The organism is Vibrio sp. R11-SG3-ISO3-SZ, assembly GCF_059834345.1.
Map to the genome: position 1 here is coordinate 1 of NZ_JCBDGX010000093.1, position 12,719 is coordinate 12,719.

The 12,719-nt window shown below is 49.4% G+C and carries 15 protein-coding genes; 11 read left to right on the plus strand and 4 right to left on the minus strand.

Annotated features, from left to right (window positions below; genetic code table 11):
• Window positions 1-9 precede the first annotated feature (9 nt).
• Complete coding sequence (gene arsJ / locus AC6R1O_RS12260) at window positions 10-1,230, plus strand: organoarsenical effux MFS transporter ArsJ (protein WP_500632149.1); 1,221 nt, start codon at window positions 10-12, stop codon at window positions 1,228-1,230.
• Between the two features lie 99 nt (window positions 1,231-1,329).
• Complete coding sequence (locus AC6R1O_RS12265) at window positions 1,330-2,343, plus strand: acyltransferase (protein WP_500632150.1); 1,014 nt, start codon at window positions 1,330-1,332, stop codon at window positions 2,341-2,343.
• Here AC6R1O_RS12265 and AC6R1O_RS12270 read toward each other — a convergent pair.
• A complete protein-coding gene (locus tag AC6R1O_RS12270) occupies window positions 2,340-2,669 on the minus strand; it encodes a DUF2500 domain-containing protein (RefSeq protein WP_334555599.1) in 330 nt (109 codons plus the stop codon). The two genes, AC6R1O_RS12265 and AC6R1O_RS12270, sit on opposite strands and share 4 nt — an antisense overlap.
• Before the next feature lie 260 nt (window positions 2,670-2,929).
• On the opposite strand from AC6R1O_RS12270, the gene AC6R1O_RS12275 reads away from it, so the two are divergent.
• The 3 genes from AC6R1O_RS12275 to AC6R1O_RS12285 all read left to right on the plus strand — a co-directional run bounded on the left by AC6R1O_RS12275 (window position 2,930) and on the right by AC6R1O_RS12285 (window position 5,538).
• Window positions 2,930-3,298, plus strand: coding sequence for a DUF4145 domain-containing protein (locus tag AC6R1O_RS12275; RefSeq protein ID WP_487902836.1), 369 nt, complete (start codon window positions 2,930-2,932; stop codon window positions 3,296-3,298).
• Between the two features lie 938 nt (window positions 3,299-4,236).
• Complete coding sequence (locus AC6R1O_RS12280) at window positions 4,237-4,860, plus strand: lysoplasmalogenase (protein WP_500633482.1); 624 nt, start codon at window positions 4,237-4,239, stop codon at window positions 4,858-4,860.
• Between the two features lie 93 nt (window positions 4,861-4,953).
• Entirely contained in the window at window positions 4,954-5,538 is a 585-nt protein-coding gene (locus AC6R1O_RS12285) for a YhgN family NAAT transporter (RefSeq protein ID WP_334555596.1), read from the plus strand.
• 94 nt (window positions 5,539-5,632) lie between these two features.
• On the opposite strand, the gene AC6R1O_RS12290 is transcribed toward AC6R1O_RS12285, so the two are convergent.
• Both AC6R1O_RS12290 and rsmD read right to left on the minus strand, forming a co-directional pair.
• Complete coding sequence (locus AC6R1O_RS12290; protein ID WP_334555595.1) at window positions 5,633-5,905, minus strand: DUF1145 domain-containing protein; 273 nt, start codon at window positions 5,903-5,905, stop codon at window positions 5,633-5,635.
• Window positions 5,906-5,932: 27 nt separating this feature from the next.
• Window positions 5,933-6,538: a 16S rRNA (guanine(966)-N(2))-methyltransferase RsmD gene (gene rsmD / locus AC6R1O_RS12295; RefSeq protein WP_500633481.1), complete on the minus strand. Its 606-nt coding sequence runs from the start codon at window positions 6,536-6,538 to the stop codon at window positions 5,933-5,935.
• A 207-nt stretch (window positions 6,539-6,745) separates the two neighbouring features.
• Here rsmD and ftsY point away from each other — a divergent pair, with 207 nt between their 5' ends.
• The 6 genes from ftsY to glpG all read left to right on the plus strand — a co-directional run bounded on the left by ftsY (window position 6,746) and on the right by glpG (window position 12,227).
• Entirely contained in the window at window positions 6,746-7,933 is a 1,188-nt protein-coding gene (ftsY, locus tag AC6R1O_RS12300) for a signal recognition particle-docking protein FtsY (protein WP_500627813.1), read from the plus strand.
• 30 nt (window positions 7,934-7,963) lie between these two features.
• The gene (ftsE, locus tag AC6R1O_RS12305; protein WP_500633480.1) at window positions 7,964-8,641 is read left to right on the plus strand and encodes a cell division ATP-binding protein FtsE; all 678 of its coding nucleotides are present in this window, start codon (window positions 7,964-7,966) and stop codon (window positions 8,639-8,641) included.
• A complete protein-coding gene (gene ftsX / locus AC6R1O_RS12310; protein WP_500627814.1) occupies window positions 8,628-9,596 on the plus strand; it encodes a permease-like cell division protein FtsX in 969 nt (322 codons plus the stop codon). The genes ftsE and ftsX overlap by 14 nt, the downstream gene beginning before the upstream one ends.
• Before the next feature lie 167 nt (window positions 9,597-9,763).
• Entirely contained in the window at window positions 9,764-10,621 is an 858-nt protein-coding gene (gene rpoH / locus AC6R1O_RS12315) for an RNA polymerase sigma factor RpoH (RefSeq protein ID WP_334555590.1), read from the plus strand.
• A 419-nt stretch (window positions 10,622-11,040) separates the two neighbouring features.
• Window positions 11,041-11,364, plus strand: a complete 324-nt coding sequence (glpE, locus tag AC6R1O_RS12320) for a thiosulfate sulfurtransferase GlpE (protein WP_334555589.1) — start codon at window positions 11,041-11,043, stop codon at window positions 11,362-11,364.
• 23 nt (window positions 11,365-11,387) lie between these two features.
• Window positions 11,388-12,227 (plus strand): rhomboid family intramembrane serine protease GlpG, encoded by an 840-nt coding sequence (gene glpG, locus AC6R1O_RS12325; RefSeq protein ID WP_334555588.1) that lies wholly within the window; start codon window positions 11,388-11,390, stop codon window positions 12,225-12,227.
• A gap of 64 nt (window positions 12,228-12,291) precedes the next feature.
• Here the strand turns inward: glpG and AC6R1O_RS12330 are convergent, their stop codons facing one another.
• On the minus strand, window positions 12,292-12,699 hold the full coding sequence (locus AC6R1O_RS12330; protein ID WP_500632156.1) for a flagellar basal body-associated protein FliL: 408 nt from the start codon (window positions 12,697-12,699) through the stop codon (window positions 12,292-12,294).
• Between the last annotated feature and the right edge of the window lie 20 nt (window positions 12,700-12,719).

Consider the following 12,719-nt stretch of genomic DNA (forward strand, 5'->3'; position numbering starts at 1 on the left):
AGGTGAATTATGTTCGCTAACCTGAGCAAAAGCGTCCGCCAATACATGTTGGTCACGTTTAATTACTGGAATTTCACCATCACCGATGGCGCCCTGCGTATGTTGGTGGTGCTTTACTTTCATGATCTGGGCTACAGCACGCTCGAAATTGCCTCATTGTTCTTGTTTTACGAGTTCTTTGGCGTCGTCACCAACTTGGTCGGCGGCTGGCTCGGTGCGCGTTTGGGCCTCAACAAGACCATGAATCTAGGGCTGGCGCTGCAAATCGGCGCGTTATTAATGTTGGCGGTGCCGAACGTTTGGCTGACCATCCCTTGGGTGATGGCGGCGCAGGCGTTATCGGGTATTGCTAAAGATCTGAACAAGATGAGCGCGAAAAGTTCGATCAAAACGTTAGTGCCGGATGAGCAGCAAGGTTCGCTGTATAAATGGGTCGCGATTTTAACCGGCTCCAAAAATGCCCTAAAAGGGGCGGGCTTTTTTATCGGTGGTTTACTGCTCTCGCTGGTGGGCTTTAAGTCCGCAGTATTGCTGATGGCAGGCGTGCTGACCTTGGTCTTTATTGGCAGTGTGCTGAGCTTAGACAGTGGTATGGGCAAAGCCAAAAACAAACCCAAGTTTACGCAGATTTTCTCTAAATCTGAGTCCATCAACATCCTCTCGGCAGCGCGCCTATTCTTGTTTGGCGCTCGTGATGTGTGGTTTGTGGTCGCCTTACCTATCTACCTAGGTTCTGTTTTTGGTTGGCAGCATTTGTGGGTGGGGGGATTTCTCGCTGCCTGGACCATCGCTTACGGCATAGTGCAAGGCTTGGCGCCGAAGATCACCGGCAAAGCGCAGGGCCGCGTGCCTGATGGTCATGCAGCGTTAGTCTGGGCCGGGGCACTCGCCGTCGTGACGGCGGCTATTGCCTATGCCGTGCAGATCGGTTGGCAACCGGAATGGGTGATTGTTGGTGGCTTAATGGTGTTTGGCGCGATATTCGCGGTCAACTCGTCACTGCACTCTTACCTGATTGTCAGTTATGCCAAGGGCGATGGTGTCTCACTGGATGTTGGCTTCTACTATATGGCCAATGCGATGGGGCGTTTGATCGGCACCATTCTTTCTGGCTGGGTATTTCAGGTGGCGGGCTTGGCGGCCTGCTTGTGGGTGTCGTTTGCGTTTTTGGCTCTAACGACGCTGATCTCATTGAAATTACCAAAAGTGAAACAGCCTGCCATTGCTTGATCGCTTGGTAGGAGTCTTCACAAAGCGCTGACGAAGTTTTCCCTTTTGTCAGCGCTTTTCTTGTTATAGTCGAGAGATCCCAGACAAGAGATCCATCCTATGCGCCAACGAGTCCTCTTTTTTGATTTGCTTCGCTGTGTTGCGGCTGTCGCTGTGATTGCCATTCATGTGCTCGCTCCTTACCGGCACGAATTGGGCGTTATTCCTTTTGAGCAATGGTGGACAGCGGTGGCAGTCAACGGGGTGACGCGTTGGGCCGTTCCGGTGTTCATTTTGATCAGTGGCGCCTTGATGCTGAGCGATACTCGCCCGTTTGATTTGCGCTATTACGTTCAGCGCCGTTTGGGTAAGGTGCTGATTCCGTTTGTCGTATGGTCGATTTTTTATGCCTATCTTTCAGGGTGGAGCGCGCAAGGTTTTGATGCTCAGACGGTCAAAGCGGTCCTGTTAGGTAGCGCCCAGCATGAAACTTACTATCACCTTGGCTTCTTCTATTACTTTATCCCGCTTTATTTTGTCATTCCTGTTTTTCAGTATGTGGTGAAGGAGTATGGCGATGGCGCGTTGTGGGCGTATGTCGCCATCTGGCTGCTTACCACGACCTTATATCTATTCCGAATTGATGGGCCATGGAGCCACGAGCTTTGGCTCTATAGTGGGTACTTACCTCTTGGCTACTTGCTCTATCAAAGAGTACCGCTCAACCGAACCTTGTTAGGGGTGAGCATGCTGCTTGGTGGTGTGGCCTTGTGGGTGACGGTGCACATGGTGGTGACGTACAGTGTTGCGTCGGGCGAATACACGGTCGGTCGCTGGCTCTCCTATAAAACCCTCAATGTGGTGTTGGCTGCCAGTATGGTGTTCATGCTGTGTCGAGGGCTGGGAGAACGCTTATCGCCGCAGGTGGCAAAAGGGGTAGGCGTGGTGAGTAAGCACAGTTTGGGGATCTACTTGTTGCATCCTATTTTTTTGTGGCCAATGAAAGAGTACGGTTGGTATCAAGGCCATCCTGCCTGGGTGATCCCATTGTGGATATTGCTTAGCGGCGCGGGCGCACTGCTCATGAGTCATTGCCTTTCTCTATCGAGTAAAACGCGCTGGCTACTCCCCTAACGCTGGCGTGCGAAGTGAAGAAAGGTGTCGCCCTGATAGGTCAGGGTGCCTTTGTCCCCTGGGTTTAGTGCGTGGTAGTAGTGGACGCCGACTTGAAATTCTCGCTTAGGCCCAAGCCGACCTTTTTGCACATAAATCCAGTATTCCAAATCATCTTCGCCGGGGGCGGCATGCTCGACCGGCACACTCTGTTTATCGAGTATCGTGACCTGCGCGCTCTGCTCCTGCGAGCCTTCGCCTTGCATGTGTTGGCGATAAAAGCGAACAAACAGTGCGCCGCTGATCAGCACAAACAGCACAATCGCGACAAACAGAGTAATAGGCATACAACGGGCTCCTCAAAAGTACCGCGTTAGTGTAATCCGCTTCAGGTGGGGATGTCAGATCCAGCCCACATATCTTAGTGACGTTTCAGTGGATTTCTCACATTTCTCGAGCGATATCACAGGCGGTGATGCCGTGTCCGTTCATGTTAGTTACTTGTTGATTCCTTTACACAAATTTACTCGAAACTGTGAAAAATTTGCCAAAACTGGATAGCGCATTGATTGAATTCTCCCTAAACTAACGGAGACGGAGGGAAATTATGTCTGATATTGAGAGTGTCATTACGAGAACTCGTAAAATCGAGAAGCTCCTTCGGACACAATATCACGCAGAGGGGAAAGGCTTGCATCAGCTTGTTACAAGTTGCGAAGAGCGTTTACCTCATGATGTGATTGGCAAGCTGCGTTATATCGCGACGATTCGGAACAAAGTGGTACACGAATACGATTACCAGCTTGAAGACCCAGCGAGTTTTCTCAACACGTGTGATGAGTGTGAAAAAGAACTGATCCCGCGAAGCAGTCGGTTTATTTGGCGAACGGCGATTGTGCTGATGACCATGGCGACCTTAGCGGCGCTGTTCTTCTATTATGCACATTGGGATGTTTTAACTAAGCACCTTGGTTAAAAGGCCATTAATCGATGTTTTGTGATTTGCGGATAAACAGCGCAGGTGTCGATAAGGTCGCCATAGATAGGTGGTAAAACAGGCAAAAACAAAAAAGGGACGCTACGGCGTCCCTTTTTTGTTTTTTACAATTCAGACTAGTACAACATCGGCAGTGTCATTAGGCCAACAACAACCGCGATCATTACAAGTCCTTGTTTTTGTGAAGAAGTAATCATAACACTGCTCCTTAATAGTGATGCTTAACTCTATGCCTTTTAGAATAGCAATAGTTTTGGGGGGTTATCAAGCTATTTTATCCCTATAGAGAAAAAGTGCTGTTAATTTTCTGTTAAAACTCCCGGTTTTTGCCTGTTTTTACCCGGTGAATGTTTGGTTTTTGTGTTGGTTTTTATTTGTTCTTGTGTGTGAATTTTGGTTTTAAGTGATTGTATTTTAATGTTTATGTATTCTGTTATTCGTTCTATTTTTCTGATTTTTGTGTTTTATGGGGCTTATTTTTGGCTGGTGGAATTATTTTGGTTAAAGTCGTAGTTTTGTCGTTATGATTATCATTTTTTGTCGTGAATGAGAGGGTGAAGGGTGGCAGCGCACAGTCTAGAAAAGAGATAATTTGTAAAGACGGTTTTTTGTACTCCAAGATTTTTGTTTAACTTATTAATATGATTGGATTTGTTTCTGTTTTTCTTATCTGTTCTCTGGGTTTTTGCTTAGAAATGATCGCTTCATTGTCACATCACTCAATAGGGGCTGAGTTCGTCTGTTTTTCAGATTATTCCTACAAGCTGGCGTTTGGCATTGCTTGGTTGCGTTAAGCTTGAGCGCCTTGCAGAGAAAATCGTTGAGAAGCCTAATCAAGATCGAAGTTTTGATGGCGCGATCTGGACATCCGCTATCCCCCGCCTACACTGGCACCTCAGTTTAAAAGAGGTGAACACATGTGGAGCTGGCTGTCGGTCGCATTATCGAGCTTTATTAGTATCTCTGCCGATGAAAGCAATAACCCAAGACAAGCGGCATTGTTTAAAACAATGTCGTTGTTGATGTTGGTCGTCTTATTATGGAGTGATGGCGGCGCTGCGCCAGTCATTGCTGGATGGATTACGTTGGGCCTTCTGGTTTCCGTCGCGGCAGATAGCCTCTATTTGCTCGGCCGGTGGCCAAAGTGGTGTTTTTCTGCCTTTATTGCCGCCCAACTTTGCTATAGCACATCATTTTGGTTACAGCTCTCGGGAGAGATGGTGTGGTGGTTACCGGCCATGCTGCTTGCTATCGGGATTGTTTCCTTCTTCCTTTTGTTACCGAAATTGGACCAACTGATTTTTCCGGTTGTTGTCATGGGCAGCGTGTTATTGCAGCTCAACTGGGCGGCGGGTGAAGTGTGGTTGTCTCAGCACTCGCTCTCCTCAGCGCTGGGTTTTGTTGGGACGCTTGTGCTGACGGTCTCCGCGGTGCTGCTTGCCCTACATGATTATCGTCATCCAGTGAAAGGGGGGCGTTACCTGATTTCGGGCAGCTATATTTTGGCTCACTCTCTGATTACTGCGGCGATGATCCTCTAGCGTCAACGGGCTGTATCATTTAGGTTACCGCTTTACTGCCAATTTGATCGCGACATTGTTATACTTCGCCGACTTTTTATTTGGAGGTGAGTCATGGACATTTTATCTGCCGCGACCATGCTGTTTTTGATCATGGATCCGCTGGGCAATTTGCCGATTGTATTGTCGATTCTTAAGCACTTAGAGCCGAAACGTCGTCGTCGCGTCCTGATTCGTGAATTGCTGTTCGCGTTAGCGATTTTGCTGCTGTTCCTGTTTGCTGGTAAGGGCATCATGAACTTCCTTCACGTGCAGCCAGAAACCTTGAGTATCTCCGGCGGTATTATCCTCTTTATCATCGCAATCAAGATGATCTTCCCTAGTGCGGGTAGCATTACTGGCTTGGCGGCTGGGGAAGAGCCGTTTATTGTCCCGATGGCCATCCCTATGATTGCGGGCCCATCGGTGATCGCGGCGATTTTGCTGCTCTCTAGTCAACACCCTGACAAACTGCTGCAACTGTCGGGAGCGGTGATGCTCGCTTGGGGCGCGACCTTCTTTATCTTGATGTTCTATAACTTCTTCCACCGAATTTTGGGTGAGCGTGGTTTAAAAGCCGTTGAGCGCCTGATGGGGCTGTTGCTGATCATGATTTCAACTCAGATGTTCTTAGATGGTGTTAAAGGCTACCTGGGATAAATCGCTCGCAGCATTACGACGACTTCGCTGTAACGACACACGCCGCCCATTGGGCGGCGTGTGTCGTTACAGAAGATGATGTCTGAAAACGCTATCAGGAGTTTTGCATGTATTTTTGACGAATATGCAGTAAGGCAAACACGCCAAAAAAGAGAAAAGACCACTTCTCCCAAGCGCTGAGGTTGTAGGGCTTAGCGAACGCGCGAATAAAAATCGCAGATTGGATCCCGTGCATGATCAGCATAAAGGCAAACATCGCGTACAGGGCATACGCGGTGTTGCCAGGGAAGGGGGCGATGAGGTTCCACACCAGCACCAACCACACTAGGCTAAATAGGGCTTTTCCGGCCAGAATAAATAGAGGCATCGATCTCGTCCTTTTGTTCTCTGCTTGTTAGTTCTCGGTGTGCTGTCGCTCATACAGACGGTAACACACTTGACCGGCCACCTTTTCGCGGTGCAGGTGCCAATGAGCCGGAATGCAATCGAGCACCAACTCTTTCTCTGTTTCAATATAGATCATCGCATCGTCGGCCAACCAACCGTTTTGTTCGAGTAGGGTCACCACCTCATTCAATAAACCTTGGCGAAACGGCGGATCGATGAAGACAACATGGTGCGGTGTGCCGGCTTGGCGAAGGTACGCCAAGCTGTCGCCGTTGTGCACTTTGAGAGTGTCAGCCTTTAGCGCTTCAGCGTTCGCTTTCAGCTGCTTGAAAGCGGTAGGGTTGAGTTCAATCAATGTTACCTCATCCGCCTGACGAGAAGCCGCCTCAAACCCTAAGCTGCCAGAGCCTGCGAACAGATCCAGACATTTGGCTCTTGGCACGTCGCGCGCGATCCAGTTAAACAAGGTTTCCTTGACGCGATCGGTTGTGGGGCGCAACCCTTGGGCATCGTGAACAGGCAGCTTTCGCCCGCGCCAAATACCGCCAATGATGCGAACAAAGCCAGTGGATGGCTTATTTTGTGATGTGTTTTGCTGGCGACGTCTTACCATAGATTTTTTGACCGCTAATAAAGTGATACTATATCCAGTCGCTCAAGCAATGAGCGCGGTAATATAGCCCAATTTTCAGTAAGGACAGAGTGTAACGCATCATCTGAATGCAGGGAAAGCGTCACTCGGTCGTTAGCGTGCATTTATACAGGGTATGCAGCCTGTAATGCACGCGAAGTTAATAGTTACTATCTAGGAATGCTCCAGATGTCGGAAAAAAAGAAGCGCGGTTTACTCTCTTGGTTAGGTTTTGGTGACGAAGAGCAGACACAAGCCGAGAGCCGTGAATCAGCACAACAACAAGAAGCGCAGCCTGTCGAGTCGCCCGCCCAAGAGACACAGCCTGATGCCGAGGTGTCGCCAGAGCCTCGTGAGTCAGCCAATGAGCCAGCCAGTGAGGTTGATGTCGCCCCTGAGGTTGACGCTACACCTGAGGTGGTGGCCCCTCGTGTGGTTGAACAAGAGAAACCGACCGAGAGCTTTTTCGCACGTTTAAAGCGTAGCCTTGCACGCACCAAAGCCAACATAGGTGCAGGCTTTTTTGGTTTGTTCAAAGGTAAGCAGATTGATGACGAGCTATTTGAAGAGCTTGAAGAGCAGCTCTTGATTGCTGATGTCGGCATGGATACCACAGTCAAAATCATTGATTCATTGACAGAAAAAGCCACTCGTCAGCAATTAAAAGATGGCGAAGCGTTGTACGATCTCCTTAAAGACGAAATGGCGGATATCTTGGCCAAAGTCGAGCAGCCATTGGTGGTGGACAGCAGTAAAACGCCGTACGTGATTTTGATGGTCGGCGTGAATGGCGTTGGTAAAACCACGACGATCGGCAAATTGGCCAAGCAGTTCCAAGCACAAGGCAAGAGTGTCATGCTGGCCGCTGGGGATACCTTCCGCGCCGCAGCCGTTGAGCAACTGCAAGTATGGGGTGAGCGCAATAGCGTGCCCGTCGTCGCGCAGCACACCGGCGCAGACAGCGCCTCGGTCATCTATGATGCGATTGAATCTGCCAAAGCGAAAGGCGTGGATGTCGTCATTGCCGACACTGCAGGTCGCCTGCAAAACAAAGCCAACTTGATGGAAGAACTGCGCAAAATTGTGCGTGTCATGAAGAAAATCGATGATTCAGCGCCGCATGAAATTATGCTCACCCTAGATGCGGGTACTGGGCAAAACGCGATCAGCCAAGCCAAGCTATTTAGCGATGTGGCGCCATTAACCGGCATCACGCTGACTAAGTTGGATGGCACGGCCAAAGGTGGCGTTATTTTTGCGCTTGCGGATCAGTTCCAAATCCCGATTCGTTACATCGGTGTCGGGGAAGGCATTGACGATTTGCGCCCATTTGAAACACAAGAATTTATCAACGCACTGTTTAGCCGCGAAGATTAAGCTGACTGAGACCTGTGAGAGGACGTTCGGGTGATAAAATTTCAGCAAGTGAGTAAGGCGTACCGAGGCGGTCGTCAAGCGCTGCAAAAAGTAGACTTTCATTTGCGCCGAGGGGAGATGGCCTTTTTAGGTGGTCACTCCGGTGCAGGGAAAAGCACATTGTTAAAATTGATTTGTGCCATTGAACGTCCAACGGATGGAAAAATCAGTTTCAATGAGCACGACATCACTCGAATTCCAAGCAAAGACATTCCATTTTTACGCCGCAATATTGGCATTGTGTTTCAAGACCATCGTTTATTGATGGATCGCAGTGTCTTCGACAATGTGGCCTTGCCGATGCGTATTGAATCCATCTCGGAAAACGAAATTAAGCGCCGCGTCTCGGCGGCCTTAGACAAAACGGGATTACTGAATAAAGCCAAGTGCCTGCCGAGTCAACTCTCTGGTGGTGAGCAGCAGCGCGTCGGGATCGCTCGAGCCGTGGTCAATCGTCCGACGTTATTACTGGCGGATGAGCCGACCGGCAACCTCGACCCTGATCTCTCCAACCGAGTGGTGCGACTTTTTGAAGAGTTCAATCGTGCAGGCGTCACCATATTGCTTGCCACTCACGACGTCGGGCTGGTCAACACTCGGCCGCAATATCGCCATTTGGAACTGAATCAAGGTTTTTTGAGTGAGGTCGAAGATTATGGCCGCGAATAAGCGAGTGAAGACAAAGCAAGGCCGCGCGAGCCAGAATCGAGTCCAGCGTGATGGCTTTTTGTCGGTGCACTTTAAGCAGGCGCGGTTAGCGTTTGCGGCGCTCTGGTTTCGACCACTGGCAAACTTTTTGACCCTAGCGGTGATCTCCATGGCGCTCGCCATGCCCTCCGCTCTCTATTTGCTCGGTAAAAACATCGCCGCTGCCTCTAGTGACGTGACCAGCCCTTCGCAAGTGAGTGCTTACATTAAGCAGCAGACGCCAGAGCCGAAGGTGATGGTGCTAAAAGATCAGTTAGAGAGCCGAACTGAAGTCGCCAAAGTCGATTACATCTCGCCGCAACAAGGTTTAGAAGACTTTAGCCAGTACTCTGGCTTTGAACAGGCGATCTCATTGCTTGATAACTACGCGCTGCCGGGCGTGCTTATTATTACCCCAAGCAGCGATGACCAAGCGATGATCAAGCGCCTTGCGGCAGAGGTTGCAGAGCAAGAAGACATCGCCGATGTGCGTTTGGACGAAGATTGGCTGACAAAGCTCGATGCGATTAAGACACTGGTCACCGGGATCATCATTACGTTGTCTGTACTGATGCTCTGCTCCGTGTTTTTGATTGTTGGCAACACGCTGCGCTTCAATGTGTTGGCAAATAAAGAAGAGATTCAAACCATGAAGTTGATTGGCGCGACAGACAGCTTTATTTTGCGCCCCTATCTCTACTCGGGGATGTGGTTTGGTTTACTCGGCGCATTGAGCGCATGGATACTGACGGCCATCATTACCATCGTCCTTAATCACAGCGTAGAGCAATTAGCGCTGCTCTATGACAGCCGTTTTCGTCTTATCGGGCTCAGTTGGGATGAGTCGCTCTTACTGATCATGCTTGGCATCTTTCTAGGCTGCTTGGCGGCGAAAGTGTCGGCGCGGCGCCATTTAAAAGAAATTGAACCTGTTTAACAGGGCGTGGTCATAATAATGAAAAAAGTATACGGTAGCGTATACTTTCTATTGTGCCTGAGCGTGCTTTATGCATAATGGCAAATCCCAGCTTGAAACTTGTTCATTTTGAGTTCAAGATTGATGGGTTAAATTACACTCCAGATCAGAGATTGATGAGGATTTGAATGACTAACCAAGCGTATCCAATGGCGGTAGTAACTCAAGATAGCTTAGACAGCTACATCCGCTCCGTAAACAGCTACCCAATGCTGACCGCGGACGAAGAGCGTGAACTTGCCGAACGACTACACTATGACGGTGAAATTGAAGCCGCTAAAGGATTGATCCTTTCGCACCTTCGTTTCGTTGTGCATGTGGCTCGTGGTTATTCTGGTTACGGCCTACCTATGGCCGACTTAGTTCAAGAAGGCAACATCGGTTTGATGAAAGCGGTCAAACGCTTCAATCCCGAAGTTGGTGTACGTCTTGTCTCGTTCGCCGTGCACTGGATCAAAGCAGAGATCCATGAATACGTACTTCGCAACTGGCGTATCGTCAAGATCGCCACGACCAAAGCGCAGCGCAAACTCTTTTTCAACCTGCGTAAGTCGAAGAAACGCTTAGGCTGGTTCAACAACGGCGAGGTGGAAACCGTCGCAAGAGAGTTGGGTGTTGAGCCTTCAGAAGTGCGTGAGATGGAATCTCGTCTCGCTGCGCAAGACGCGACATTTGAGCTTTCTAGTGATGACGATGACACCGGTACATCTTACTCGGCTCCGATGCTTTACCTTGAAGATAAAGCCTCTGACGTCGCAGAAAATATCGAAGCGGCCAACTGGGAAGCTCATACCAACAATCGCTTGAGCCTAGCGCTTTCAAGTCTTGATGAGCGTAGCCAACATATCGTTCGCTCTCGCTGGTTAGATGACAACAAAGCGACGTTGCAAGAGTTAGCTGATACCTACAGCGTATCTGCTGAGCGTATTCGCCAGCTTGAGAAAAACGCGATGAAGAAGCTCAAAGCCGCAGTCGGCGAGTTTTAATCCGCTAACGCAAAGCGCGAAACACAAACATGAAAAGCCGAGGTCTTGTGACCTCGGCTTTTTGTTTGGATCGTATAAAGCATTTTATATTAACCAGTTGGCGATCATTTCAACGCTCACTCCTGTGTATAACTCTGTGGGGAATTTCTTGGCTAGATGTCAGAAAGCAGGGTGAATAAAGGCCTAATGGCGGGTTTTTCTATGGGGATATGTTTTGAATCACTCACAGAATAGTTATGATCATCACTACATATTGTGGATCTTTTTTAATTCAAACACTTTATCAACGCAATCCACAACTTTATCCACAGATGACGTCATTTTGATCGCTGGTGGATAACCTTATTAACCGACAGTACTTGTCCTCCGTTGGATAGGTTACAATGAGCGCAGACAATAAAAGCATAAAGAGAAAGTAAATGGACCAGTTTCAGCACATCGATGTTGCCTCTGCGCAGCAAATGATTGAGCAGCAAGGCGCGCGCCTAGTGGATATTCGTGATCCACAATCCTTTGCCGTTGCGCATGCTACGCATGCGTATCATCTGACCAACGACACCATGGTGGCCTTTATGGACGAGGTGGAGTTTGACCAGCCGGTTTTGGTGATGTGTTATCACGGGATCAGCAGCCAAGGTGCGGCGCAATATTTAGTGAACCAAGGGTTTGAGCAGGTATACAGTGTGGATGGTGGTTTTGAAGCCTGGCATCGCGCTGGGCTACCTACCGTGCAGACGGCTTAACCCCAATCTTTCAGGATAACCTAATGGTAAGAGTGACCACCATCAAGAACCCCAGAATGGGCCAAGCTTTTGTTGATTACATGGCGGCTCGTAGAATCACCGTTGGCATGATGCGCGATGAGGAGAGTGACGACTTTGTCTTATTCCTCAAAGAAAGTGAGCATTATGATCTGGTGATGCAGGAGCTTGAGCAATTTCTGGCTAACCCGAATGCAGATAAGTACCACGCTGCGTCGTGGGAGGTGGCGGATACCCGAGTCAATCCTTTCCAGTACCGTTCACCCAGTTTCATCGCGATGATCAAAGCGAAAGCCGGGCCGATCACTTTAGCCGTCATGCTGCTATGTGTGGTGATTTTTGTTCTTCAGCAGATAGGTCAAGGGCGAGCGATTTTCCTCGCGCTTCACTTCCCTGCGGACGCTAGCCAGCAATGGCAGCTCTGGCGCTGGCTCAGTCATGCGGTGTTGCATTTTTCGGCGTTGCACATCGTGTTCAATTTACTTTGGTGGTGGCAACTTGGCGGTGATATAGAGCAGCGACTGGGTCAAGGGAAGCTGTTGCAACTGTTTGTCCTTTCGGCGGCACTCTCAGGCGCTGGGCAGTATTGGGTTGAAGGCGCCAACTTTGGCGGCCTCTCTGGTGTGGTGTACGCGTTGGTTGGATACATCTGGATGATGGGCTACAAGGCGCCCGCGCTCGGTTTGATGATGCCAAAACAGGTGATTGGGTTTATGTTGGTTTGGTTGGTGCTTGGCTTTATGCAGCCCTTTATGGCCATTGCCAATACCGCTCACTTGGTGGGGCTGTTGTCTGGGGTTGGCTTAGGGTTACTCGATGCGAGCAAAGCCAAATACCAAGGGTAGGGACAAAATAGAAAACGCCGCGTTAGCGGCGTTAACAGACCTATCGAGATTGACGGGTGCACGTTTACTGGTAGAGATATTTAGTAAACAGCAGATCCGCGATGACGGTTTTTCCGGTTTCCGGCAGTAAAATCGAGTTGAGCTCTTCGACTAGGCTTTTACGCAAGTCTTCTCGTCCTGCCAGCGAGGTGATGGTGTCTTTTGACTGCTGCCCGAGCAACTCGATCACGGCATCACGAATCAAAGGCTGATGCAGCTCAATCACCGCCAAATCGGCTTGATTAGCAACCATGATGTCAATGCGCACCTGAACGTAGCCCAAATCTTTACCCTTGGTATAAAAATTCGTGGTGAGATCCGGTTCCAGCGTGAAATACGCCAGTTGAGGCCCGCCTTCCTTTTCTGCCAAGGAGGGGAGGCTAACGAGCAGACTCGCAGCAACAAAAAGCTGCGCTAGGTAACGTTTCATCATAGTGGGCGATTTTCTTTCTT

Bases quoted from the DNA above. Each gene is read 5' to 3' on its own strand.
- arsJ (WP_500632149.1), top strand. From the start codon at position 10: ATGTTCGCTAACCTGAGCAAAAGCGTCCGCCAATACATGTTGGTCACG.
- AC6R1O_RS12265 (WP_500632150.1), top strand. From the start codon at position 1,330: ATGCGCCAACGAGTCCTCTTTTTTGATTTGCTTCGCTGTGTTGCGGCT.
- AC6R1O_RS12270 (WP_334555599.1), bottom strand. From the start codon at position 2,669: ATGCCTATTACTCTGTTTGTCGCGATTGTGCTGTTTGTGCTGATCAGC.
- AC6R1O_RS12275 (WP_487902836.1), top strand. From the start codon at position 2,930: ATGTCTGATATTGAGAGTGTCATTACGAGAACTCGTAAAATCGAGAAG.
- AC6R1O_RS12280 (WP_500633482.1), top strand. From the start codon at position 4,237: ATGTGGAGCTGGCTGTCGGTCGCATTATCGAGCTTTATTAGTATCTCT.
- AC6R1O_RS12285 (WP_334555596.1), top strand. From the start codon at position 4,954: ATGGACATTTTATCTGCCGCGACCATGCTGTTTTTGATCATGGATCCG.
- AC6R1O_RS12290 (WP_334555595.1), bottom strand. From the start codon at position 5,905: ATGCCTCTATTTATTCTGGCCGGAAAAGCCCTATTTAGCCTAGTGTGG.
- rsmD (WP_500633481.1), bottom strand. From the start codon at position 6,538: ATGGTAAGACGTCGCCAGCAAAACACATCACAAAATAAGCCATCCACT.
- ftsY (WP_500627813.1), top strand. From the start codon at position 6,746: ATGTCGGAAAAAAAGAAGCGCGGTTTACTCTCTTGGTTAGGTTTTGGT.
- ftsX (WP_500627814.1), top strand. From the start codon at position 8,628: ATGGCCGCGAATAAGCGAGTGAAGACAAAGCAAGGCCGCGCGAGCCAG.
- rpoH (WP_334555590.1), top strand. From the start codon at position 9,764: ATGACTAACCAAGCGTATCCAATGGCGGTAGTAACTCAAGATAGCTTA.
- glpE (WP_334555589.1), top strand. From the start codon at position 11,041: ATGGACCAGTTTCAGCACATCGATGTTGCCTCTGCGCAGCAAATGATT.
- glpG (WP_334555588.1), top strand. From the start codon at position 11,388: ATGGTAAGAGTGACCACCATCAAGAACCCCAGAATGGGCCAAGCTTTT.
- AC6R1O_RS12330 (WP_500632156.1), bottom strand. From the start codon at position 12,699: ATGATGAAACGTTACCTAGCGCAGCTTTTTGTTGCTGCGAGTCTGCTC.